A 22,369-nucleotide genomic window follows, 5' to 3' on the forward strand; every position below is an offset into this window, starting at 1 on the left:
CAATAATTCGAAGAGGTGTCGATATGCGTCTGTTGAAATCCATGATCCCCGCCGCGCTGGCCCTGGCGTGCAGTGCCGGTGCCCTCGCCCAACCCCAGGTCAGCGTCTACAACTGGACCGATTACATTGGCGAAACCACCCTCGGCGACTTCCAGTCCTCCAGCGGGATCAAGGTGATCTACGACGTCTTCGACTCCAACGAAACCCTAGAAGGCAAACTGCTCGCCGGTCGCACCGGTTACGACGTGGTGGTGCCGTCCAACCACTTCCTCGCCCGTCAGGTAAAGGCCGGTGCGTTCCTCAAACTGGACCGCTCGCAACTGCCGAACTGGAAAAACCTCGACCCGAAACTGCTGGCCCTGCTTGAGAAAAACGATCCGGGCAACGAGCACTCGGTGCCGTACCTGTGGGGCACCAACGGCATCGGCTACAACGTCGAAAAGGTCAAGCAAGTGCTGGGCATCGATCACATCGACTCCTGGGCCGTGCTGTTCGAACCGGAAAACCTGAAGAAACTCACCCAGTGCGGCGTGTCGATGATGGACTCGGCCGATGAAGTGTTCCCGGCGATCCTCAACTACATGGGCATGGACCCGCGCAGCGAGAAACCCGAGGACTACAAGAAGGCCGAAGAGAAACTGCTGAGCATCCGGCCGTACATCACCTATTTCCACTCCTCGAAATACGTGTCCGATCTGGCCAACGGCGACATCTGCGTGGCCTTCGGTTATTCCGGCGACGTGTTCCAGGCCGCCAACCGCGCCAAGGAAGCCAAGAACGGCGTGAACATCGCTTACTCGATTCCCAAGGAAGGCGCGAACCTGTGGTTCGACCTGTTGGCGATTCCCGCCGATGCCGGCAACACCAAGGAAGCCCACGCCTTCATCAATTACCTGCTCGATCCGCAAGTGATCGCCAAGGTCAGCGCCTCGGTGGGCTACGCCAACCCGAACCCGGCGGCCAAGCAATACATGGATCCAGAGCTGGTCAACAATCCCGAGGTCTATCCGTCCCAGGAAGTCCTCGACAAGCTCTACATCTCATCTACCCCGCCCCAGTCGATCATGCGTCTGATGACCCGGTCCTGGAGCAAAGTGAAGTCGAACAAATGAATCAGTACACCCAGGAACACGCCCACTCCTATTACGCCGCGTCGGCCCGGGCCAGCACACCTTATCCGGAACTGGCGGGTGACCTGATCGCCGATGTCTGCGTAATCGGCGGTGGTTTCACCGGCGTCAACACGGCCATTGAATTGGCGCAGCGCGGGCTTTCGGTAATTCTGCTCGAAGCCCGGCGCATCGGCTGGGGCGCCAGCGGGCGCAATGGCGGGCAACTGATTCGCGGAATCGGTCATGACGTCGAAGGTTTCTCGCGGCATGTTGGCGCCGAAGGCGTGCGCTACCTGCACCGGGCCGGGATCGACTCGGTGGAGCTGGTGCGCCAGCGCATCAGCGACAACGCCATCGAGTGCGACCTGCGCTGGGGTTTCTGTGAGCTGGCGAACACGCCGGCGCAGTTCGACGCCTTCAAGGCCGAGCAGGACAGCCTGGCGCAGCTGGGTTACCGCCATGAAACGCGGCTGGTTGCCCCTGAGCTGATTCGTCAGCAAGTGGTGAACGCGGGTGTCTACAAGGGCGGCCTGATCGACATGGGTTCGGGCCACTTGCACCCGCTCGACCTGGTGCAGGGTGAAGCGCGGCTGGCGGCGTCCCTCGGGGTGCGGATTTTCGAACAGAGCCCGGTGCTGGAAATAGTCCATGGCGCGACCGTTCAAGTACGCACCCCAAGCGGCACCGTGCGCGCCGGCAGTCTGGTGCTCGGCTGCAACGCGCACCTGGAAGAACTCGAACAGCAACTCAGCGGCAAGGTCCTGCCCGCCGGCAGTTACATCATCGCCACCGAACCGCTGTCGCCGGAACGCGCCGCCGAGCTGATTCCGCAAAATCTGGCGCTGTGCGACCAGAAAGTCGGCCTCGACTACTATCGGCTTTCGGCGGACCGGCGCTTGCTGTTCGGCGGCGCCTGCCATTACTCGGGACGGGATCCGGCGGACATCGCCGCCTACATGCGACCGAAGATGCTCAAGGTGTTCCCACAACTGGCGGATGTGCGCATTGACTATCAATGGGGCGGCAAAATCGGCATCACCGCCAACCGCTTCCCGCAGGTCGGCCGTTTGAAGCAGCACCCGAACGTGTTCTACGCCCAGGGCTATTCCGGCCACGGCCTGAACGTCACCCACTGGTGCGCCAAGCTGCTGGGCGAGGCGATTCATGCCGGCCACAGTCAGGGCATGGATGTGTTCAGCGGCGTGCCGCACATGACCTTCCCCGGCGGCCCGGCGCTGCGCTCGCCGCTGCTGGCACTGGGGATGTTCTGGTATCGCCTGCGGGAACTGCTGGGATGAGGCCTGCCGGTTAAAGCGCCCTGCACATTTGCTCTATCGCGAAGCACTTCTATATTGATGAAGTGCTTTTGCGTTCCTGACGCTCAGTGCCCAACACACCCTGGAGGTCATGGATGGAGTCGTCAGCCGCCGATCAACCGCGAGCGCCCGGCCAGGCGCCGGTCAAGACCCGGCGTTTCAGCATCTCGCTGGTGTGGATCGTGCCGATCATCGCGGTGCTGGTGGGCCTCTCGCTGGTGGTGCACAACCTGATGCAGGAAGGCCCCAGCATCATCGTCACCTTTAAAACCGGCAGCGGCTTGACCGCCAACAAGACCGAAGTCAAATACCGCAACGTGGTGATCGGCCAGGTCACGGACGTCGAGCTGAGCGACGATCAGAAAAGCGTCAACGCCACGATCAAACTGGCCAAGCAGGCCGAAACCTTTACCCGCGAAGACTCGCAGTTCTGGGTCGTACGCCCGCGCATCGGTGCAGGCGGCGTCTCGGGCATCGACACGCTGCTGTCAGGTGACTACATCGGCGCCGACATCGGTCAGTCCAACTCACGTTCGAAGAACTTCAAAGGCCTGGAAAACCCGCCGCCGATCACCTACGGCGAACCGGGCAAACGCTTCAACCTGCACGCCTCGGACCTCGGCTCGCTGGACATCGGCTCGCCGGTCTACTACCGCAAGATCCCGGTCGGCCAGGTCGTGGCCTATGCGCTGGACGCCGATGGTAAAGGGGTGAACATCGAGGTGTTCATCCACGCGCCGAACGACGCCTACGTCACGGAAAACACCCGGTTCTGGAACGCCAGCGGGATTGACGTCAACGTCGGCGCCAACGGTTTTGCGGTGAAAACCGAATCGTTGTCGACCTTGCTGGTGGGCGGAATTGCCTTCCGCGCGCCGGAGTACAGCCCCAACGATGTCGCCGCCGCCGAAGAAAAGACTTACGACCTGTTCGACGACCAGCAAACCGCCCTCGCCCCACCCAACGGCAAGGCGCAATACCTGACCCTGCGTTTCGATCAGGCCCTGCGCGGGTTGAAAGTCGGCGCGCCGGTGGAGTTTCTCGGCATCGAAATCGGCCGGGTAGTGAGCGTCAACCTGGACTTCGATCCGAAAAAACGCAGCTTCCCGCTCAACGTCGGCATCGTGATCTACCCGCAACGCCTCGGTCAGGCTCACGTCAAGATGCTTAAGGTACTCGAACACAATCCGGACGACGAAGCCGCCGCCGTGCGCCTGATCGGCACCTTTATCGACAACGGCCTGCGCGCCCAGGCCCGCAGCGGCAACCTGCTGACCGGGCAGCTGTATATCGCGCTGGATTTCTTCCCCAAAGCCGAAAAAGTCGCGTTCGACCCCACCGCCCGCCCGATCAGCGTTCCGACCGTCCCCGGCAGCCTCGAACAGTTGCAGGAAAAACTCGAAGCGATGATCGACAAACTCAACAAACTGCCGGTGGAACGGATTGCCGGCAACCTCGACAGCAACCTCGTGGAATTGCGCAAAGGCCTGACCCAGTTCAATGCCAGGACCCTGCCCGGCGTGCAGAACACCCTCGCCGACCTGAGCAAGACCCTGCATTCGGCCAGCTCGACCCTGGCCGAAGATTCGCCGCAACGCGAACAACTGACCGAGACTCTCGACGAGCTTGGGCGCATGTCGCGTTCGTTGCGTGAACTGTCCGATTATCTGGGCCGTCATCCGGAATCGTTGATTCGCGGCCGCCCCGACAACGCCGCGCCGCTGGACCTCAAAGGGCCGCCGCGCAATTGAGCACAGGAGCTGTCCCATGGCTTTACCGCTGAAGTTCACCGTGCTCGCCATTGGCCTGCTGCTGGGCGCCTGTAAAAGCGCCCCGATCAGCTTTCACACCCTGACACCGACGCAACCGATGACCGGCCGCGCCGGTTCGGAAATCGCCATCGAAGGCATCAACGTGCCGCCGCAGGTCGACCGGCCGCAGATCGTCATCCGCCAGGGCAACAGCGGCCTCGCGATTCTCGAGACCGAATGGTGGGGCGCGAGCCTCAGTGATGAATTGCGCAGCGCACTGGTGGATCAACTGAGCAATGCCGGCGGCCCGCGCAAGACCTCGGTGCGCATTGATGTGCAACGCTTCGATTCGATACCCGGCCAATACGGGCTGATCGACGTCAAATGGCGCCTGCGCCAGGCCAACACCGGCGACGACGCCCTGCTCGCCTGCCGCTCGCTGCTGCGAACCCCGTCCGGGCCGACCATCGATGATCTGGTGGTGGCCCAGCAGAACAACGTCAAGCGCCTGGCTGCGTTGATCGGTCAGGCTTCCACCGGCTCACGCGGCTGCCCGCCCGCCTCCTGAGCGAAACGCAATGCCTACAAGTCGAAACGATCCACCGCGCGGCGCCGCTCGTTGTCGTCGCGCACGTCGTAGTTGGCAGTCGTCTGGATATTGCTGTGATGGGCCAGTTTCTGGGCGATCGACAGGTCATGCTCCTCGATCACCCGGGTGATGAACGAACGCCGGAAATCATGGGGCATGATCTTCACCCCGACCTGGGTGCCGCGCTGGCGGGCGATGTAATAGATCGCGTGCTTGGTGATGCGCTCGCGGGTGATGTGGCTGCCACGGCGAATACGGTTGAACAGAAACGCGTCGTCGCTCTCGCCTTCCTTGAGTTCCGAACGACGGAACTCCAGCCAGGCATTGAGTTTGGCAAACGCCCAGGCCGGTGCGTACTTGATCAGTTGTTTATTGCCCTTGGCGGTGACACACAAACTGCGCTCGTTGAAATCGACCTGATTGAGGTCCAGATCCACCGACTCCGACTTGCGCATGCCAGTGCCGTACAACAACGCAATCACCGCTGCATCGCGCAAACCTTGTGGCCGTGGATCAGCGGCGCAGACTTCCATCAATTCATGAATCAGCGTGCGCTTCAGATTGCGCCCCTGAGACAGTCGCGTGCCGGCAATGCCTTTGACCGAGCGCATCTTCAATAGATGTTCCTGGCTGATAAGACTCATGCGCCAGGCTTCATTCATTACACCGCGAATGGCGTTTACATACAGCGAAGAAGTATTCGGTGCGTAATTGTCGGCGCGCAATGCAGCGACTAACGCAACGACATCTTCCGGTTGCAGCGCGTGCCACGGAATGTCTTCGACGTTCATGTCTTCGAAACCGAGTCGGTCGGCGGCATCTTGCAAAACGTAACGCATGGTGAGTTGGCTGGAGGGAGCCAGACGCGCCAGATACACGGTCATCGGGTTGGTTTTCAGGGTGTCGGGGGATGCAACGGGTAAGTCAATCAAACGTCGGGCCTTGAGTAAAAGCAGTTCAACACAGCAACTAACAACTGCAACATTCTTAATATAAGGGGAACACTTCCGTAGGACTTTTCTACTAAAAACCGCGATAAACGGTAGAAGTCTGAACAGTGGCTGTATGGGTTTCAGATAAACGATTCGCCGACCGGTTTTTCATGTTCCTTTCACAAAAACGGGCATAACCTTAATTCCACTGAGTCCTGTGCCGGCGCTGCCCAAGCTGCCGGGCAATGCCTGAAAAGTCAACCGAACCCGACGTTATGTCGTCTTGGCAACTTATTGATGCAAAGGATTTTTTCGCGTCTACGCTTTGATTGGATCCAATTATTCAATGGATCTATTTCTTTTTTCTTTGCAATGAGGTGTGCATGAGTCAGGCGTTTCTCCCCTTCTCCCGCCCCAGTATCGGTGATGAAGAAATTGCCGCCGTGGAGCAAGTCCTGCGCTCCGGCTGGATCACCACCGGGCCGAAAAACCAGGCTCTTGAAGAACAGTTTGCCCAGTACGTCGGTTGCCGCCATGCCGTGGCACTTTCCTCGGCCACCGGTGCCATGCATGTAACGTTGCTGGCGCTGGGTATCGGCCCCGGCGATGAAGTCATCACCCCGTCACAGACCTGGGTCTCGACCGCCAACATGATTTCCCTGCTCGGCGCCACGCCGGTGTTCGTCGATGTCGACCGCGACACCCTGATGACCGACGCCGCGCGCATCGAAGCCGCCATCACCCCGCGCACCAAAGCGATCATTCCCGTGCATTACGCCGGCGCTGCTTTCGATCTCGATCCGCTTTACGCCCTGGCCGACAAGCACGGCATCACCGTGATCGAAGACGCCGCCCACGCCGCTGGCACCCGCTACAAGGGCCGTCACGTGGGTTCGCAAGGCACCGCGGTCTTCTCGTTCCACGCGATCAAGAATATGACCTGCGCCGAAGGCGCGATGTTCGTCACCGATGATGAAGCTTTGGCCAACCGCGTGCGCATGCTCAAGTTTCATGGTCTGGGCGTCGATGCGTACGACCGCCTGACCCACGGCCGCAAACCCCAGGCCCAGGTGATCGAGCCCGGTTTCAAATACAACCTGGCCGATATCAACGCCGCGATTGCCCTGGTGCAGCTGGAGCGTCTGGACGCGATCAACGCCCGTCGCACCGAACTGGCCACGCAATACCTGCAAAAACTCGAAGGCCTGCCGGTGCAACCGCTGGCGGTGCCTGCCTACGCGCAAACCCACGCCTGGCACCTGTTCATCCTGCGCATCGACAGCGAGCGCTGCGGCATGGACCGCGAAGCCTTCATGAAGGGTTTGCAGGAGCAAGGCATCGGCACCGGCATCCACTTCATCGCCACCCACCTGCACACCTGGTATCGCCAGCGTGATCCGCACCTGTCCCTGCCCGACACCGAGTGGAACTCGGCGCGGCTGTGCTCGATTCCCTTGTTTCCCGATATGACCGATCAGGATCTGGACCGGGTCGTCGGGGCCATTGAACACCTGATGGGGAAACGCCCGTGAGACCTTATCCGATTCATTGCGTGTCGATCGTCATCCCGGTCTACAACGAAGAAGACAGCCTGCCGGAGCTGCTGCGCCGCACCCAGGCCGCCTGCCAGCAATTGCGGCATGACTACGAAATCGTGCTGGTCGACGACGGCAGCCGCGACGCCTCCGCACAATTGCTCGAAGACGCCGCGTCAGTCGAAGACAGCCCGTTCGTGGCGGTCATCCTCAACCGTAACTACGGCCAGCACGCGGCGATCATGGCCGGTTTCGAACAGTGCAAGGGCGACGTGGTGATCACCCTCGACGCCGACTTGCAGAACCCGCCGGAAGAAATCCCGCGCCTGGTGGCCGAGGCCGAAAAAGGCTTTGACGTGGTCGGTACCGTGCGCGGCAACCGTCAGGATTCGGCCCTGCGCCGCTATCCGTCGAAACTCATCAACCTCGCCGTGCAACGTTCCACCGGCGTCGCCATGAGCGACTACGGCTGCATGCTGCGCGCCTACCGCCGCACCATCATCGACGCGATGCTCGCCTGCCGCGAACGCAGCACGTTCATCCCGATCCTCGCCAACAGCTTCGCCCGCCACACCACGGAAATCACCGTGGCCCACGCCGAGCGCGAACACGGCGATTCGAAATACAGCCCGATGCGCCTGATCAACCTGATGTTCGACTTGATCACCTGCATGACCACCACGCCCCTGCGCCTGCTGAGCATCGTCGGCTTCGCCATGGCCGGGCTCGGCGTGCTGTTCGCGGCGGCGCTGATTGTCCTGCGCCTGGCCTTTGGTGCCGGATGGGCCGGCGATGGCCTGTTCGTGCTGTTCGCCGTGCTGTTCGTGTTCACCGGCGGCCAGTTCATCGGCATGGGCCTGCTGGGCGAATACCTGGGGCGCATGTACAGCGATGTGCGCGCCCGCCCGCGATTCTTCATCGAAAAGGTCCTGCGCGGGCACCCCGCCACGCCGGCCCCCGCCATCACCGTTGACGGCCTTACTTCCAACTCCTCGTCTGATCAGGTTCTCTCATGAGCGCAAAAACCGTTGTCTTCGCCTACCACGATATTGGCTGCGCCGGCATTCAAGCCCTGCTCGACAGCGGCTACGACATTGCGGCGGTGTTCACCCATGCCGATGACCCGCAGGAAAACGCGTTCTACGCCTCGGTGGCGCAACTGTGCGCCAACAAAGGCATCGCGGTTCATGCACCGGAAGACGCCAACCACCCGTTGTGGATCGAGCGGATTGCCAAGCTCGATCCGGATTACATCTTCTCCTTCTACTATCGCAACCTGCTGAGCGAGCCATTGCTGGCCACCGCCAAAAAAGGCGCGTTCAACCTGCACGGCTCCCTGCTGCCGCGCTACCGTGGCCGCGCCCCGGCCAACTGGGTGCTGGTCAACGGCGAAACCGAAACCGGCGTCACCCTGCATCGCATGGTCAAGCGTGCCGACGCCGGCGCCATCCTCGCCCAGCAACGCGTGGCCATCGAACGCAGCGACACCGCGCTGAGCCTGCACGGCAAACTGCGGATCGCCGCCAGCGACCTGCTGCGCGATGCACTGCCGGCGATGCTGCACGGCAAACTGCGGGAAACCCCGCAGGACGAATCCCAGGCCACGGTGTTCGGTCGTCGCACCCCGGCAGACGGCAAACTGGTCTGGGCGCAACCTGCCGAAAAACTGTTCAACCTCGTGCGGGCCGTGACTCAGCCTTACCCGGGCGCCTTCTGCGCCGTGGGCGAGCACAAGCTGATCGTGTGGAACGCCGACGTGGTCAAGGGCAACGAAGGTCAGGCGCCGGGCCGCGTCATCAGTGTCGATCCGCTGCGCATCGCCTGCGGTGAAGACTCGCTGGTGATCAACGCCGGCCAGCGCAACGACAACGGCCTGTACCTTAGCGGCCCGCAACTGGCCAATGAACTCGGTCTGGTGGACGGCTCGCTGCTGCGCGGCGCCGAATCCGGTCGTGGCCCGCGCCGTACACGGGTGCTGATCCTCGGCGTCAACGGCTTCATCGGCAACCATTTGTCCGAGCGTCTGCTGCGTGACGAGCGCTACGAAGTCTATGGCCTGGACATCGGCTCCGACGCCATCGACCGCCTGCGCAGCCACCCGCGTTTTCACTTCGTCGAAGGCGACATCAGCATTCACTCGGAGTGGATCGAGTACCACATCAAGAAATGCGACGTGGTGCTGCCGCTGGTGGCCATCGCCACGCCGATCGAATACACGCGCAACCCGCTGCGGGTGTTCGAGCTCGACTTCGAAGAAAACCTGAAACTGGTGCGCTACTGCGTCAAATACAACAAGCGCGTGATCTTCCCGTCGACCTCGGAAGTCTATGGCATGTGCCAGGACAAGCACTTCGACGAAGACCGCTCGAACCTGATCGTCGGCCCGATCAACAAGCAGCGCTGGATCTACTCGGTGTCCAAGCAACTGCTGGACCGGGTGATCTGGGCCTACGGCGCCAAGGGCCTGAACTTCACCCTGTTCCGCCCCTTCAACTGGATGGGCCCACGGCTTGATCGCCTCGACTCGGCGCGCATCGGCAGCTCCCGGGCCATCACCCAGTTGATCCTCAATCTGGTGGAAGGCACGCCGATCCGCCTGTTCGACGGCGGCGAACAGAAACGCTGCTTCACCGACATCGCCGACGGCGTCGAGGCGCTGGCACGGATCATCGATAACGACAACGACGTCTGCAACGGCCAGATCATCAACATCGGCAACCCGGACAACGAAGCGAGCATTCGTCAGTTGGGCGAAGAACTGTTGCGCCAGTTCGAGGCTCATCCGCTGCGTTCCAACTTCCCGCCGTTCGCCGGTTTCCGCGACGTGGAAAGCAAGGCGTTCTACGGCGCCGGTTACCAGGACGTCGAGCACCGCAAACCGAGCATCGCCAACGCCAAGCGCCTGCTGGACTGGACGCCGACCGTGGAAATGCGCGAGACCATCGGCAACACGCTGGATTTCTTCCTGCGTGAGGCCATGGCCGAAATCGAGAGCAAGCGCTGATGCAGGCCGGTTTGCGCATCGACGTCGACACCTTTCGCGGCACCCGCGAAGGCGTGCCGCGCTTGCTGGAAATTCTCGATGAAGCGCAGATCAAGGCGACGTTTTTCTTCAGTGTCGGCCCGGACAACATGGGCCGGCACCTGTGGCGCCTGATCCGCCCGCAGTTCCTGTGGAAGATGCTGCGCTCCAACGCCGCTGGCCTGTACGGCTGGGACATCCTGCTGGCCGGCACGGCCTGGCCGGGCAAACCGATCGGCCGCGACCTCGGGCACCTGATGCGTCAGGCCCGGGCCGCCGGCCACGAAGTCGGCCTGCACGCCTGGGATCACCACGGCTGGCAGGCCAATGCCGGGCGCTGGAGCGATGCGCAACTGGTCGAGCAGATCCGTCAGGGCGTCGACACCTTGAGCGACATCCTCGGCGAAAAAGTCATGTGTTCGGCCGCCGCCGGTTGGCGTGCGGACGAGCGTGTGATCGAAGCCAAACAGGCCTTCGGCTTTCGCTACAACAGCGATTGCCGTGGGCAGCGGTTGTTCCGACCGTTGCTGTCTGACGGTTCGGTCGGTGCGCCGCAGATTCCGGTGGACTTGCCGACCTTCGATGAAGTGGTCGGGCCGAGTGTGGCGGCGAAGGATTTCAACGCCTTCATCCTCGACCGGTTCCGCCCGGACAACCTCAACGTCTACACCATTCACGCCGAAGTAGAAGGGATTCTGATGGCCGAAGATTTTCGTCGACTGCTGGCCGACGCACGCCAGCGAAACATCAACTTTCAACCGCTGGGCGACTTGCTGCCCGAGTTTCTCAACACCCTGCCCGTCGGCCGTGTGCAACGCGGTGCCCTCGAAGGCCGCGAAGGCTGGTTGGGAGTGCAAGGCGCATGAGCAAACGCTGGGCATTGCCGCTGTTGCTGGGGATTTTCCTGCTGGCGTATCTGCTGCCGCTGGGCAGTCATGGTCTGTGGATTCCCGATGAAACCCGTTATGCGCAAATCAGCCAGGAAATGCTGCTGAGCGGCAACTGGGTGTCGCCGCATTTCATGAACCTGCGTTACTTCGAAAAACCGGCGGCCGGTTATTGGATGATTGCCCTCGGGCAGGCCGTGTTCGGCCAGAACCTGTTCGGCGTGCGGTTTGCCTCGGCCCTGAGCACCGGGCTGAGCGTGCTGCTGTGCTTCCTCATCGCCCGCCGTTTGTGGAATGACCCGCGCAAAAGCTTCGTCTGCGCCCTGCTCTACATGAGTTTCGTCATCGTCGCCGGCCAGGCTGGTTACGCCAACCTCGATCCGCAATTCACCTTCTGGGTCAACCTGAGTCTGGTGGCGCTGTGGTTCGCCCTCGACAGCCGTTCCAATGGTCAGCGCATCGCCGGTTGGGCGGTGCTGGGACTGGCGTGCGGCATGGGCTTCATGACCAAGGGTTTTCTCGCCTGGCTGCTGCCGGTGCTGATCGCCTTGCCGTGGATGCTCTGGCAAAAACGCTGGAAAGAATTGCTGCTGTACGGCCCGGTGGCCATCGCGGTAGCGATCATCGTCAGCCTGCCGTGGGTGCTGGCGGTGCACGGTCAGGAACCGGATTACTGGCGGTTCTTCTTCTGGCACGAACACATCCGCCGGTTTGCCGGCGACGATGCCCAGCATGACGCGCCGTGGTGGTTCTATCTGCCGCTGCTGGTGGCGTTCAGTCTGCCGTGGGTCGGGATGCTACCGGTGGCGTTGAAGCAGGCCTGGCAGACCCGCCGCGAAACCGGCATCGCGTTTCTCGGCCTGTGGCTGTTGATGCCGCTGCTGTTCTTCAGCCTGAGCAACGGCAAGCTGCCGACCTACATCCTGCCGTGCCTGCTGCCGCTGGCGTTGCTGCTGGGCCACGCGCTGGCCGATCGCTTGCGTGTGGAGCAAGGCCGGGCGCTGGGCCTCAATGGTCTGCTGAACCTGTTTCTGGGCATCGTCACGCTGATCGGGCTGGTTTACGTGCAGCTCAAGCGTCCGCTGTACGACCACGAACTGCACAGTCTGGTGCTGGTGTTCATCGCCCTGACCGGCTGGATCATCAGCAACCTGCTGCAAGCCTTCCGCCCGTTGCAATGCTGGCCAGCACCGGCGGTGGGCAGCCTGCTGCTGATCGCGCTGCTGCCGGCGGCACTGCCCAAATCGGTGGTGGCGAACAAGATGCCTGACCAGTTCGTGCTCGCCCACCAAACAGAACTGGCGGCCACCACGCACCTGTTGAGCAACGACCTGGGCGCCGCGTCGGCCCTGTCCTGGCGAGTCAAACGCCCGCAGGTGGCGATGTACAACACGATAGGCGAATTGAAATATGGCCTTGCCTATCCTGATGGCATTCAACAGCGGGTTGATACCGATCAGGTGCAACAGTGGATGCGCGAAGCCCGCAAGACCGGTTCGGTCGGCGTGGTGATGCGGGTCAAGGGGCAAGACGAACTGGACGAACTCGACAGACTGCCCAAGGACGGCGTTCGTTATGAGCAAGGCAATCTGGTGATCGTGATTCTTCCGCAGGAGGCGTCATGAGCCTGTGGCTGCTGTTGCTCGCCTGCCTGCTGACCTGCCTGGGCCAGGTCGCGCAGAAATTCGCCGTCGAGCGCTGGCGCGGCGCGAGCTTGCCGTGGTCGCGCAAACTGCGCTCGCCGTGGTTGTGGCTGGCCCTGTTTGCCCTCGGCACCGGTCTGCTGGTGTGGCTGCTGGTGTTGCAGCGCCTGCCCGTCGGCATCGCCTACCCGATGCTCAGCCTCAATTTCGTGATCATCACCCTGATCGCCCGCTTCGTGTTCAAGGAGCCCGTCGACGTTCAACACTGGTTCGGCGTGTTTCTGGTAATCGGTGGCGTGGCGCTTTTGGGGCAACAGTCATGAACCAGGGTCGTGGAATCTTCTTCGCCCTGGCCAGCGTGCTGCTGGTCAGCGTGGCGCAACTGAGCATGCGCTGGAGCATGACGCGTCTGCCCCGGCCGGATCAGTGGCTGTCCGTACAAAGCGTCGATTCAGTTGCGCTGGCCGTGGTGCTCGCGGCGATCTTCGCCTATGCGCTGTCGATGCTCTGCTGGCTCGCCGCCCTGCGCGATCTGCCGCTGGGCCGGGCCTATTCGCTGCTGAGCATCAGCTACGCGCTGGTGTACCTGCTGGCGGCCAGCCTTCCGCTGTTCAACGAATCCTTCAGTTTCTCCAAATCACTGGGCGTGGCGCTGGTCATGCTCGGGGTCATCACCATCAACACTCGTCCGGCCCGTGCGCCCGAATTGAGGAGTTCGCCATGAAAATCACAGTGTTTGGTAGCGGTTATGTCGGCCTGGTGCAGGCCGCCGTGCTGGCCGAAGTCGGCCATGACGTGGTGTGCATGGACATCGACGAGAAGAAAGTCGAGCTGCTGCACCAGGGTCACGTCAGCATCTTCGAGCCGGGGCTGGCCAGCCTGGTCCGCGAGGGCCTGGACGCCGGGCGCCTGCAATTCACCTGCGATGAAAAACTCGCGGTGCAGCACGGCAAGGTCGCGTTCATTGCAGTCGGCACCCCGTCGAAAGAAGACGGCTCGGCAGACCTGCGTTACGTGCTGTCGGTGGGCGACGCCGTGGCCCGGCATCGTGAACAACCGCTGATTCTGGTGGAGAAATCCACCGTACCCGTCGGCACCGGCGACACCTTGCGCACCCACCTGGACAAGGCGCTGATCAAGGCCGGGCGCCTGTTGCAGTTCGATATCGTGTCCAACCCGGAATTTCTCAAGGAAGGTTCGGCGGTCGCCGATTGCCGCCGGCCGGACCGGATCGTCATCGGCTGCGAGCGCGAAGAAGTGCGCGACGTGATGCGCGATCTGTATTCGCCGTTCAACCGCAACCACGACCGCATCATGTTCATGGACCTGCGCAGCGCCGAGCTGACCAAGTACGCCGCCAACTGCATGCTGGCGACCAAGATCAGCTTCATCAACCAGATCGCCGAGCTGGCCGAACACCTGGGCGCGGACATCGAATCGGTGCGCCAGGGCATCGGCGCCGACAGCCGCATCGGCTACCACTTCATCTACCCCGGTTGCGGTTACGGCGGTTCATGCTTCCCCAAAGACATGCGCGCGCTGATCCACAGTGCCGAAGAGGCGCACTGCTCCAGCGATTTGCTGCAAGCGGTGGAAGCGATCAACCAGCGGCAGAAGCACAAGCTGTTTGAACGCATTAACGCGTTCTACAAGGGCGAACTGCGCGGCAAGACTTTCGCCCTGTGGGGGCTGGCCTTCAAGCCGAACACCGACGACATGCGCGATGCGCCGAGCCGGGTTCTGCTGGAATCGCTGTGGGCCGCTGGCGCCAGTGTGCGGGCGTTCGACCCGGAAGCGATGCAGGAAACCCAGCATCTGTACCCGGACGAATCGAAACTGATGCTGATGGGCACCCCGGAATCGGTACTCGCCGGTTCCGACGCGCTGATCATCTGCACCGAATGGCAGCAGTTCAAGGCGCCGGATTTCGACCTGATCCAGCAACGCCTCAAGGCCCCGGTGATCTTCGACGGCCGCAACCTGTACGACGCCGAACGCCTGGCCCGCAACGGCTTCCATTACTTCCCGATGGGCCGTGGCGAATCGCGCTCCCTGCCGATTCCGTTGCAGCAATGGCCACACGCCTCGGACGTGGCTTGATCGGTTTAACCCCTGCCCTGCGCCGGCAGTCCCTGATCGCAGGGCTGCTGGCGTTTTTGCTGTTCACCGCCGGCGTGTACGGGCAGGCGCCCATCGGTTTCGACTCGCGCTTCGTGTTGTTCGCCCAGGAAATGCTCCGGCACGGGCCCAGTATTTTTCCCACCACTTATGGTGAGCCTTACGCCGATTATTCGTCGCTCTCGACCTTGTTCATCTGGCTGTTGTCGTTGCCGTTCGGGACGGTCAACAGCCTGACGGCGTGGCTGCCGAGCGCTGTCGCCGGCGCGGTGATCGTGGCGTTGATGTATCGCTTGCTCGCGCCCGCATCCGTGCGCTGGGCGGTGGTCAGCATCGCGCTGCTGATGCTCACCAGCACCTTCATCAGCGAAACCCGCGCGGTGTCGCAGGACCTGATGCTCGCCGCCGTGGCGTTTTCGGTGTTCTACCTCGGCTATGCCCACGACCATTTCGCTGCCGCTCGACGCTGGCCGCTAGTGTTCATTCTGTTGCTGCTGGGGTTCGGCATTCGCGGGCCGATCGGGCTGGTGGTGCCGACCGGCATGCTGTGCAGTTACTACCTGCTGGATCGCCAATGGTCGCGCCTGTTGACCTTCGGTGTGCTGGCTTCGCTGTTGCTGGCGGCCTGCGTCGGGCTGTTGTTGTGGCTGGCGGAAGTCAGCGGCGGGCCGGCGTTTCGTCAGGACGTGATCCGCATGCAGTTCATGGGGCGCATGGACGGCAGCGAAGGCGTCAGCGGTTCGCTGTATTACTTCACCAGCTCACTGGGCAACTACGCGCTGGCGTATCCGCTGGCGTTGCTGGCACTCGCGGCCGCTTGGCTGAGCAAGCCCCGGCAACGCGGCCCGGCCTTGCGCCTGGTGCAATATTGCGCCGCGGCGGGGTTGATCGCGATGCTCGGGCTGTCGATTCCACAGGCGAAAAAGGCCCGTTATCTGCTGCCGATGCTGCCCATGGCGGCGATTATTGCGGCGTATCCGTTTCAGGTGTTGCATGGTCGGGTGTTTGCCTGGCTGCGCGTCGGCATGCAGGGATTGTGGTTGTTGATTCCCGCATTGTTGATCGTCCTGTTATGGGTGGCGAAACGACGGTTTCCCGAGTCCTTGACCGACCTGACGCCAGTACTCAGCGTGCTGGGATTGCTGCAACTGGCCGCGTTGTCGCGGTTGTGGCTACCGCGCTGGCGAACCGAAGTCCTCGCGTTCAGCGCCGTGTTGGCGGTCTGGTCGGCGTACGCGCTGGTGTTCGAGCCGGTGGAGCGCCAGCTCTATGACACGCGGACCTTCAGCCAAGCGGCACTGGCGCGGATCCACGAGCAACCCGCGCCGCTGGTGCTGCACGGCATGGGCAAGGACGCCAAGGCGATCAAGTTCATGGTCAACGTCGAGCAGGATCTGCAACCGCTGTTCACTGAAACCACGCAAGCGCTCGAAGCGCTCAAGGGGCCGGCGTGGCTGATGATGGATCGCAGCGACTATCGAGCCCTGCAAGGCACGCCGCTCGGAACGCTGCAGCCGGTGCTGAGCGGGCGTTTCGACAAAAACGATTATGTGTTGCTGTGGCTGACGCCTTAACCTGCGCGACGTGATTTCGACAGGGACCGCAGACTGATGACCTTTACCGTGCGACAGGCCCATGCAGCCGACGCCATCGCCCTCCCCGCCATCGAGCGCTCGGCCGCCGCGCTGTTTCGCCTCGACCCTTCACTGGCCTGGCTGGCGGGTGCTGCCGTGCCGCAGGCGTCGGCGCATTTACCGGCCATTGAACGGGGCGAAATGTGGGTGGCGGAAAACAACGACGGGCAACTTGCAGGTTTTTTAAAGGCGGTGACTGTCGACCAACAGTTGCACATTGAGGAACTGTCCGTCAGCCAACACTTTCAGGGCCGGGGCGTCGGTCGCAAGTTGCTGTTGGCGGCGATTGAACAGGCGCGTCTGTGGCAACTTCGGACGGTGACGCTGACGACCTTTCGCGATTTGCCGTGGAATGCGCCGTTCTATCAACGCATGGGTTTTGCGCTATTGAACACCGAAGACACGGACGCACGTCTGCGCGATGTATTGCGCGATGAAATCACTCACGGATTGCCCGGTGAGCGACGTTGCGCCATGCGCCTGATACTCACGCCGTCGGCTTGAGATCAACCCCCAGTGCCTGGGCGAACGCCTTGACCAACGGACTGCGCACGGTGTTGTGCCGCAGGATCAGATTGAACGGCGTGTCGAAGTGGATCAGCTCCGGGCACACCGCGCGAAACTGCCCGGCGGCCACCAGCGTGGCGGCGTAATGTTGGGGCAGAAAGCCCACGAAACGCCCGGTCTTGATCAGCAACGCGACGGCTTCGACCTGGGTCGCCGACGCGGAAAAACTGTCGTAGCGGGCAAAGTTGAGCTTGTCGCGATGGATCGCGTAGCGGTGGTTGATGCACTCGTAATCCTGCAGCACGTTGCCACCCATCTGCTCCGCCGGCATCTCGAACAACGGATGGCCGACGGCGCAGTAAGCCTGCGAGCGTTCCTCATAGAGCGGGTAATAATCGAACTCTTCACGCTTTTGATAAACCGGGACTATTCCGGCAACCAAGCGCCCTTCAACTACGCCTCTTTCCACTTCATCCAGCTGGGTGGCTTGAAGTTGAAATCTTACTTTCGGCGAATGTTCATTTATCTTTCTGAGCGCAGCAACTAATGGCGAATTATCGTCGCTAATCGTATTGTCGATCACCCCTACTCCGAGATCGCCGATAAGTTCGTTCTGTGCCGAACTAAGCCGATCCCGAAAGTTGTCGACCGAAGCAAACAGATCGATCGACGCCTGATACACCAGACGCCCTTCTTCGGTCAGGTGAAACCCTTCGCGGCCCCGGGTACACAGGCGCATGCCGATGCGGATTTCCAGGTCGGAGATCTGCTTGCTGATCGCGGCCAGGCCCACATTCAGCTCGTTTTGCGCCGCGCTGAAGCCGCCGGCCTCGACCACCGCCTTGAACACCTTGAGCAGTTTGAAATCCAGTCCGCTGAGGGCCAAAGGTGCCCGGTGAGCGATTTTGACCGGTGGGTTTCCGGAATTGGAAAGTGGGGTTTCCATAATGCTGATTTACCTCTGGCGCAATGTTCAACAATCTGTGTCCAACAACAAAAACATCGCCGGCTAATAATAATGATCACAGAAAACCAGCCTTGGCAACCGCCAGAAAATTCCGAACATCAGTGCCAACTCACTGATCGCCAAATATTAAAAGCTGACACTTCGATCAGCTCTTGTCTCTTTGCAACTGCCCTCTTGAAAACTGCTTTGGCCTGATTCCGTCTGCTCACTTTTCAGCGTGCTCGACAGGCCCGGCACATCGATTTCAGTTCGCGTTACCGACGAGGAAAACAACAAATGTCTCAAACCACCGACCGTCTCTGGGGTGCCCGTTTCAAAAGCGGCCCGTCCGCAGCCCTGGCGGCCCTGTCCCGTTGCCCCGAGCGCTATTTCCGCCTGACGCCTTACGATCTGGCCGGCTCCAAGGCCCACGCCGGGGAACTGCAACGTGCCGGCCTGCTCGACGAGCAGGAAACCCGCACGATGATCGAAGCCCTGGACGGCATCGGTGCCGATTTCGCTGCCGGGCGCATCGCCCCGACCCTGGACGACGAAGACGTTCACACCTTTATCGAGCGCTTGCTGACCGAGCGCCTCGGCGCACTGGGCGGCAAGCTGCGCGCCGGCCGTTCGCGCAATGACCAGACTGCCAACGACCTGCGCCTGTTCCTGCGGGATCACGTCCGCACCTTGGCCGTGGAAGTGCTGGCCCTGCAAACAGCGCTGGTGGATCAGGCCGAGCAGCACGTCGAGAGCATCTGCCCGGGTTTCACCCACTTGCAGCAGGCGCAACCGATCGTGTTCGCCCATCACCTGCTGGCCCACGCCCAATCGATGCTGCGTGACGTACAGCGTCTGGTGGATTGGGACGCGCGCACTTCGCTGTCGCCCCTCGGTGCTGCGGCCATGGCCGGTTCCGCGATCGCTCGTCAGCCGCAGCAGTCAGCCAAGGAAATGGGTTACGCCGGGGTCTGCGAAAACTCCATCGACGCCGTGGCCAGCCGCGATCACGTCGCCGAATTCCTGTTCATCGCCAGCATGCTCGGGATAAACATCTCGCGTCTGGCCGAAGAGTTTTGCCTGTGGTCGTCGCGCCAGTTCCGCTGGGTCGATCTGGATGACGCCTACGCCACCGGCAGCTCGATCATGCCGCAGAAGAAAAACCCGGACATCGCCGAACTGGCCCGGGGCAAGGCTGGCCGTCTGATCGGCAACCTGACCGGTCTGCTGTCGACGCTCAAATCCCTGCCGCTGTCGTACAACCGCGACCTGAGCGAAGACAAGAACGGCGTGCTCGACAGCGTCGACACCCTGCTGCTGGTGCTGCCGGCGATGGCCGGGATGGTCGCGACCATGACCGTCAACGTCGAGGAACTGCGCCGTCAGGCACCGCTGGGTTTCACCCTCGCCACCGAAGTTGCCGACTGGCTGGCGGTGCGCGGCGTGCCGTTCAAGGAGGCACACGAAATCACCGGCGCACTGGTGCAGGCCTGCGAAAAACACGACCTCGAATTGTGGGAAGCCTCGCCGGCGCTGCTGGCCGAGATCGACCCGCGCCTCACGGCAGACGTGCGTGACAGCCTGACCCTGGAAGCCGCCATCGCTGCCCGCAGCGGCTGGGGAGGCACCGCACCGCAACAGGTGCGCGAGCAGATCGGCCGCCTGAAAACCGCCCTCGCCGCGCAGCAACAGTGGACCGAAAACTACCAGGGCTTCCGCCTCTAAGCCGGGTCCCCCTCCCACCGGGAGGGGGTTGATCGAAAAGTACAGTGTACGGAGAAACACCATGAGCCAGACTCAGGCAGAACGACTCCAGGCGGAGCGCAAACTGGCGGAAAACCAGTTCGACATTACCCAGTACCAGCATGTGCCACGGCGTTATTACGGGCGGATCTTCTTCGCCACGTTGATTGTGATCGCCATCATCGGCCTGGTGCGCGCCTTCGCCGAAGGCAAGATCGAATGGTCGTACATCGGCCAGTTCCTCACCTCCGAAGCAATCATGTGGGGCCTGTTCAACACGATCATCATGGCCGTACTCGCCATGGCGCTGGGCATCGTGTTCGGGGTGATCACCGCGATCATGCGCATGTCGGCCAACCCGATCCTGCGTTACGTGGCCGTGACCTACACCTGGCTGTTTCGCGGTACGCCGCTGATTCTGCAACTGCTGTTGTGGTTCAACCTGGCGCTGATCTTCCCCACCATCGGCATTCCCGGCCTGTTCGAACTCGACACCGTGAGCCTGATGACCCCGTTCGTGGCCGCCCTGCTCGGCTTGAGCATCAATCAGGGCGCCTATACCGCTGAAGTGGTGCGCGCCGGCCTGCTCTCGGTGGACACCGGCCAGTACGAAGCCGCCAAGTCGATCGGCATGCCGCGCCTGCAGGCGCTGCGCCGGATCATCCTGCCCCAGGCCATGCGGATCATCATTCCGCCGGTCGGCAACGAATTCATCGGCATGGTGAAAATGACCTCGCTGGCGAGCGTCATCCAGTACTCGGAACTGCTCTACAACGCCCAGAACATTTACTACGCCAACGCCCGGGTCATGGAGCTGCTGATCGTCGCCGGTATCTGGTACCTGGCCACCGTCACCGTCCTGTCCTTCGGTCAAAGCCGTCTGGAGCGTCGTTTCGCTCGCGGCGCCGGCAAGCGTTCTTGAGGAGTCGAACATGAGAAACATCGTCAAGGCCGTGAGCCTGAACAAATATTACGACCAGTACCACGCGCTCAAGGACATCAACATCGAGGTAGAGCAAGGCGAAGTGCTGTGCATCATCGGCCCGTCCGGCTCGGGCAAGAGCACCCTGCTGCGCTGCGTCAATCAGCTGGAAAAGATCGACAAGGGCGGCCTCTGGGTCGACGGCGAGCTGGTCGGCTACCGCGTGGTCGGGCACAAGCTGCACGAACTCAACGAGTCGCAGATCGCCCGTCAGCGCCTGGCCACCGGCATGGTGTTCCAACGCTTCAACCTGTTCCCGCACATGACCGTGCTGCAAAACATCATCGAAGGCCCGTGCCAGGTGCTCAAGCGTTCGCCCAAGGAGGCGCACGAAGAAGCCCTGGAACTGCTGGCCCGGGTCGGCCTGGCCGACAAACGCAACAGCTACCCGATCGAGTTGTCGGGCGGTCAGCAGCAACGGGTGGCGATTGCCCGCGCCCTGGCCATGCGCCCCAAACTGATGCTGTTCGATGAACCCACTTCGGCACTCGACCCGGAACTGGTCGGTGAGGTGCTGTCGGTGATGCGCGATCTGGCGCAGACCGGCATGACCATGATCGTCGTCACCCATGAACTGGGCTTCGCCCGGGAGGTTTCCAACCGCATGGTGTTCATGGACGGCGGGCAGATCGTGGAGGCTGGAAGCCCCGAAGAAATACTAATAAGTCCGCAAAACCCGCGCACCCAAAGCTTCATTTCTGCCGTTCGAACCTGAGGCCCCTTTGGCCTTCACAACACTCATAAGAGAACGTCCATGAAGAACTTCGTCATTCCAGCAGTACTCACCTCCCTCATGTCTTGCGGTTTCGCCGTGGCCGCCGAGTTGCCGGCCAGCATCAAGGAGAAAGGCGAGATCGTCGTCGCGATCATGCCCAACTATCCGCCGATGGACTTCAAGGACCCGGCCACCAACAAGCTCACCGGCCTTGACTACGACCTGGGCAACGCCCTGGCCGAACGCCTCGGGGTGAAGATCAAGTGGCAGGAAACCGGCTTCGAGCAAATGATCAACGCCCTGACCACCGACCGCGTGGACATGGTCCTGTCAGGCATGACCGACACCGCCGAGCGTCAGGCCAGCGTGACCTTCGTCGACTACTTCACCAGCGGCCCGCAGTTCTACACCTTGCAGAAGAATGCGGCGACCAACGAGATCATCGACCTGTGCGGCAAGAAAGTCGGTACCAGCCGCCGCACCACCTTCCCGGCGGAAATCGCCGCGTGGAGCAAGGAAAACTGTGAAGCCGCCGGCAAACCTGCAATCAACGTGATCGGCACCGAAGGCTCGGCCGACGCCCGTGCGCAACTGCGCCAGAGCCGCATCGATGCGGCGATGCAGGGCAGTGAAACCCTGTCGTACCTCAAGACTCAGGAAAAGGACATGTACAAGACGGTCGGCCAACCGATCTCCGTGCAGTTCACCGGCCTGGGTGTGAGCAAGAAGAAGCCTGAGCTGAGTGAAGCGGTGAAGGTGGCGTTGCAGAGCATGGTGGATGACGGCAGCTATGGCGCGATTCTGAAGAAGTGGGATCTGGAGTTGGGTGCGATCAAGGATGTGACCATTAACGCGGGCAAGTAAGGCTCGAGATCGCTCCCCCTCACCCCAGCCCTCTCCCCCAAGGGGGGCGAGGGGGAAAGGGAGCCGATCTTCA

General features: G+C 61.8%; 20 protein-coding genes. 18 read left to right on the forward strand and 2 right to left on the reverse strand.

Features of this window, described 5'->3' with window-relative positions; all coding sequences use genetic code 11:
* The first annotated feature begins 23 nt into the window (after window positions 1-23).
* The 4 genes from AC07XZ_RS06475 to AC07XZ_RS06490 all read left to right on the forward strand — a co-directional run bounded on the left by AC07XZ_RS06475 (window position 24) and on the right by AC07XZ_RS06490 (window position 4,747).
* The gene (locus AC07XZ_RS06475) at window positions 24-1,112 is read left to right on the forward strand and encodes a polyamine ABC transporter substrate-binding protein (protein WP_102686114.1); all 1,089 of its coding nucleotides are present in this window, start codon (window positions 24-26) and stop codon (window positions 1,110-1,112) included.
* The gene (locus AC07XZ_RS06480) at window positions 1,109-2,410 is read left to right on the forward strand and encodes an NAD(P)/FAD-dependent oxidoreductase (protein ID WP_102686113.1); all 1,302 of its coding nucleotides are present in this window, start codon (window positions 1,109-1,111) and stop codon (window positions 2,408-2,410) included. The genes AC07XZ_RS06475 and AC07XZ_RS06480 overlap by 4 nt, the downstream gene beginning before the upstream one ends.
* A 113-nt stretch (window positions 2,411-2,523) precedes the next feature.
* Window positions 2,524-4,179, forward strand: a complete 1,656-nt coding sequence (locus AC07XZ_RS06485; RefSeq protein WP_102686112.1) for a PqiB family protein — start codon at window positions 2,524-2,526, stop codon at window positions 4,177-4,179.
* A 16-nt stretch (window positions 4,180-4,195) separates the two neighbouring features.
* Window positions 4,196-4,747 carry a PqiC family protein gene (locus tag AC07XZ_RS06490; protein ID WP_102686111.1) on the forward strand — a complete coding sequence of 184 codons (552 nt, stop codon included), beginning with the start codon at window positions 4,196-4,198 and terminating at the stop codon, window positions 4,745-4,747.
* Window positions 4,748-4,761: 14 nt separating this feature from the next.
* On the opposite strand, the gene AC07XZ_RS06495 is transcribed toward AC07XZ_RS06490, so the two are convergent.
* Window positions 4,762-5,652: a site-specific integrase gene (locus tag AC07XZ_RS06495; RefSeq protein ID WP_102686110.1), complete on the reverse strand. Its 891-nt coding sequence runs from the start codon at window positions 5,650-5,652 to the stop codon at window positions 4,762-4,764.
* Window positions 5,653-6,083: 431 nt separating this feature from the next.
* On the opposite strand from AC07XZ_RS06495, the gene arnB reads away from it, so the two are divergent.
* The 10 genes from arnB to AC07XZ_RS06545 are packed head-to-tail and all read left to right on the forward strand — an operon-like array spanning window position 6,084 to window position 17,043.
* Window positions 6,084-7,232, forward strand: a complete 1,149-nt coding sequence (arnB, locus tag AC07XZ_RS06500) for a UDP-4-amino-4-deoxy-L-arabinose aminotransferase (protein ID WP_102686109.1) — start codon at window positions 6,084-6,086, stop codon at window positions 7,230-7,232.
* Window positions 7,229-8,251: an undecaprenyl-phosphate 4-deoxy-4-formamido-L-arabinose transferase gene (gene arnC / locus AC07XZ_RS06505; protein ID WP_102686108.1), complete on the forward strand. Its 1,023-nt coding sequence runs from the start codon at window positions 7,229-7,231 to the stop codon at window positions 8,249-8,251. Before arnB ends, arnC begins: the two co-directional genes overlap by 4 nt.
* Window positions 8,248-10,239, forward strand: a complete 1,992-nt coding sequence (gene arnA / locus AC07XZ_RS06510; RefSeq protein ID WP_102686107.1) for a bifunctional UDP-4-amino-4-deoxy-L-arabinose formyltransferase/UDP-glucuronic acid oxidase ArnA — start codon at window positions 8,248-8,250, stop codon at window positions 10,237-10,239. Before arnC ends, arnA begins: the two co-directional genes overlap by 4 nt.
* Window positions 10,239-11,123, forward strand: a complete 885-nt coding sequence (arnD, locus tag AC07XZ_RS06515) for a 4-deoxy-4-formamido-L-arabinose-phosphoundecaprenol deformylase (protein WP_085745599.1) — start codon at window positions 10,239-10,241, stop codon at window positions 11,121-11,123. Before arnA ends, arnD begins: the two co-directional genes overlap by 1 nt.
* A complete protein-coding gene (gene arnT / locus AC07XZ_RS06520) occupies window positions 11,120-12,769 on the forward strand; it encodes a lipid IV(A) 4-amino-4-deoxy-L-arabinosyltransferase (protein ID WP_102686106.1) in 1,650 nt (549 codons plus the stop codon). The genes arnD and arnT overlap by 4 nt, the downstream gene beginning before the upstream one ends.
* Entirely contained in the window at window positions 12,766-13,110 is a 345-nt protein-coding gene (gene arnE, locus AC07XZ_RS06525; RefSeq protein ID WP_102686105.1) for a 4-amino-4-deoxy-L-arabinose-phosphoundecaprenol flippase subunit ArnE, read from the forward strand. The genes arnT and arnE overlap by 4 nt, the downstream gene beginning before the upstream one ends.
* Window positions 13,107-13,511: a 4-amino-4-deoxy-L-arabinose-phosphoundecaprenol flippase subunit ArnF gene (gene arnF / locus AC07XZ_RS06530; protein WP_085745596.1), complete on the forward strand. Its 405-nt coding sequence runs from the start codon at window positions 13,107-13,109 to the stop codon at window positions 13,509-13,511. Before arnE ends, arnF begins: the two co-directional genes overlap by 4 nt.
* Window positions 13,508-14,887, forward strand: coding sequence for a UDP-glucose dehydrogenase family protein (locus AC07XZ_RS06535; RefSeq protein ID WP_102686104.1), 1,380 nt, complete (start codon window positions 13,508-13,510; stop codon window positions 14,885-14,887). The genes arnF and AC07XZ_RS06535 overlap by 4 nt, the downstream gene beginning before the upstream one ends.
* The gene (locus tag AC07XZ_RS06540; protein WP_173892697.1) at window positions 14,860-16,479 is read left to right on the forward strand and encodes an ArnT family glycosyltransferase; all 1,620 of its coding nucleotides are present in this window, start codon (window positions 14,860-14,862) and stop codon (window positions 16,477-16,479) included. Before AC07XZ_RS06535 ends, AC07XZ_RS06540 begins: the two co-directional genes overlap by 28 nt.
* 36 nt (window positions 16,480-16,515) lie before the next feature.
* Window positions 16,516-17,043, forward strand: coding sequence for a GNAT family N-acetyltransferase (locus AC07XZ_RS06545; protein WP_102686103.1), 528 nt, complete (start codon window positions 16,516-16,518; stop codon window positions 17,041-17,043).
* Here AC07XZ_RS06545 and AC07XZ_RS06550 read toward each other — a convergent pair.
* Window positions 17,027-17,992, reverse strand: a complete 966-nt coding sequence (locus AC07XZ_RS06550) for a LysR family transcriptional regulator (protein WP_102686102.1) — start codon at window positions 17,990-17,992, stop codon at window positions 17,027-17,029. The genes AC07XZ_RS06545 and AC07XZ_RS06550 overlap by 17 nt on opposite strands.
* Before the next feature lie 297 nt (window positions 17,993-18,289).
* On the opposite strand from AC07XZ_RS06550, the gene argH reads away from it, so the two are divergent.
* The 4 genes from argH to AC07XZ_RS06570 all read left to right on the forward strand — a co-directional run bounded on the left by argH (window position 18,290) and on the right by AC07XZ_RS06570 (window position 22,296).
* A complete protein-coding gene (gene argH, locus AC07XZ_RS06555) occupies window positions 18,290-19,717 on the forward strand; it encodes an argininosuccinate lyase (protein WP_085745592.1) in 1,428 nt (475 codons plus the stop codon).
* A gap of 61 nt (window positions 19,718-19,778) precedes the next feature.
* A complete protein-coding gene (locus tag AC07XZ_RS06560; RefSeq protein ID WP_085610364.1) occupies window positions 19,779-20,657 on the forward strand; it encodes an amino acid ABC transporter permease in 879 nt (292 codons plus the stop codon).
* A 10-nt stretch (window positions 20,658-20,667) separates the two neighbouring features.
* A complete protein-coding gene (locus AC07XZ_RS06565; protein ID WP_039768627.1) occupies window positions 20,668-21,432 on the forward strand; it encodes an amino acid ABC transporter ATP-binding protein in 765 nt (254 codons plus the stop codon).
* 39 nt (window positions 21,433-21,471) lie between these two features.
* Window positions 21,472-22,296: an ABC transporter substrate-binding protein gene (locus tag AC07XZ_RS06570; protein ID WP_102686101.1), complete on the forward strand. Its 825-nt coding sequence runs from the start codon at window positions 21,472-21,474 to the stop codon at window positions 22,294-22,296.
* Window positions 22,297-22,369: the final 73 nt, after the last annotated feature.

It is taken from the genome of Pseudomonas sp. GW458-11-26-14-LB4, assembly GCF_059423925.1.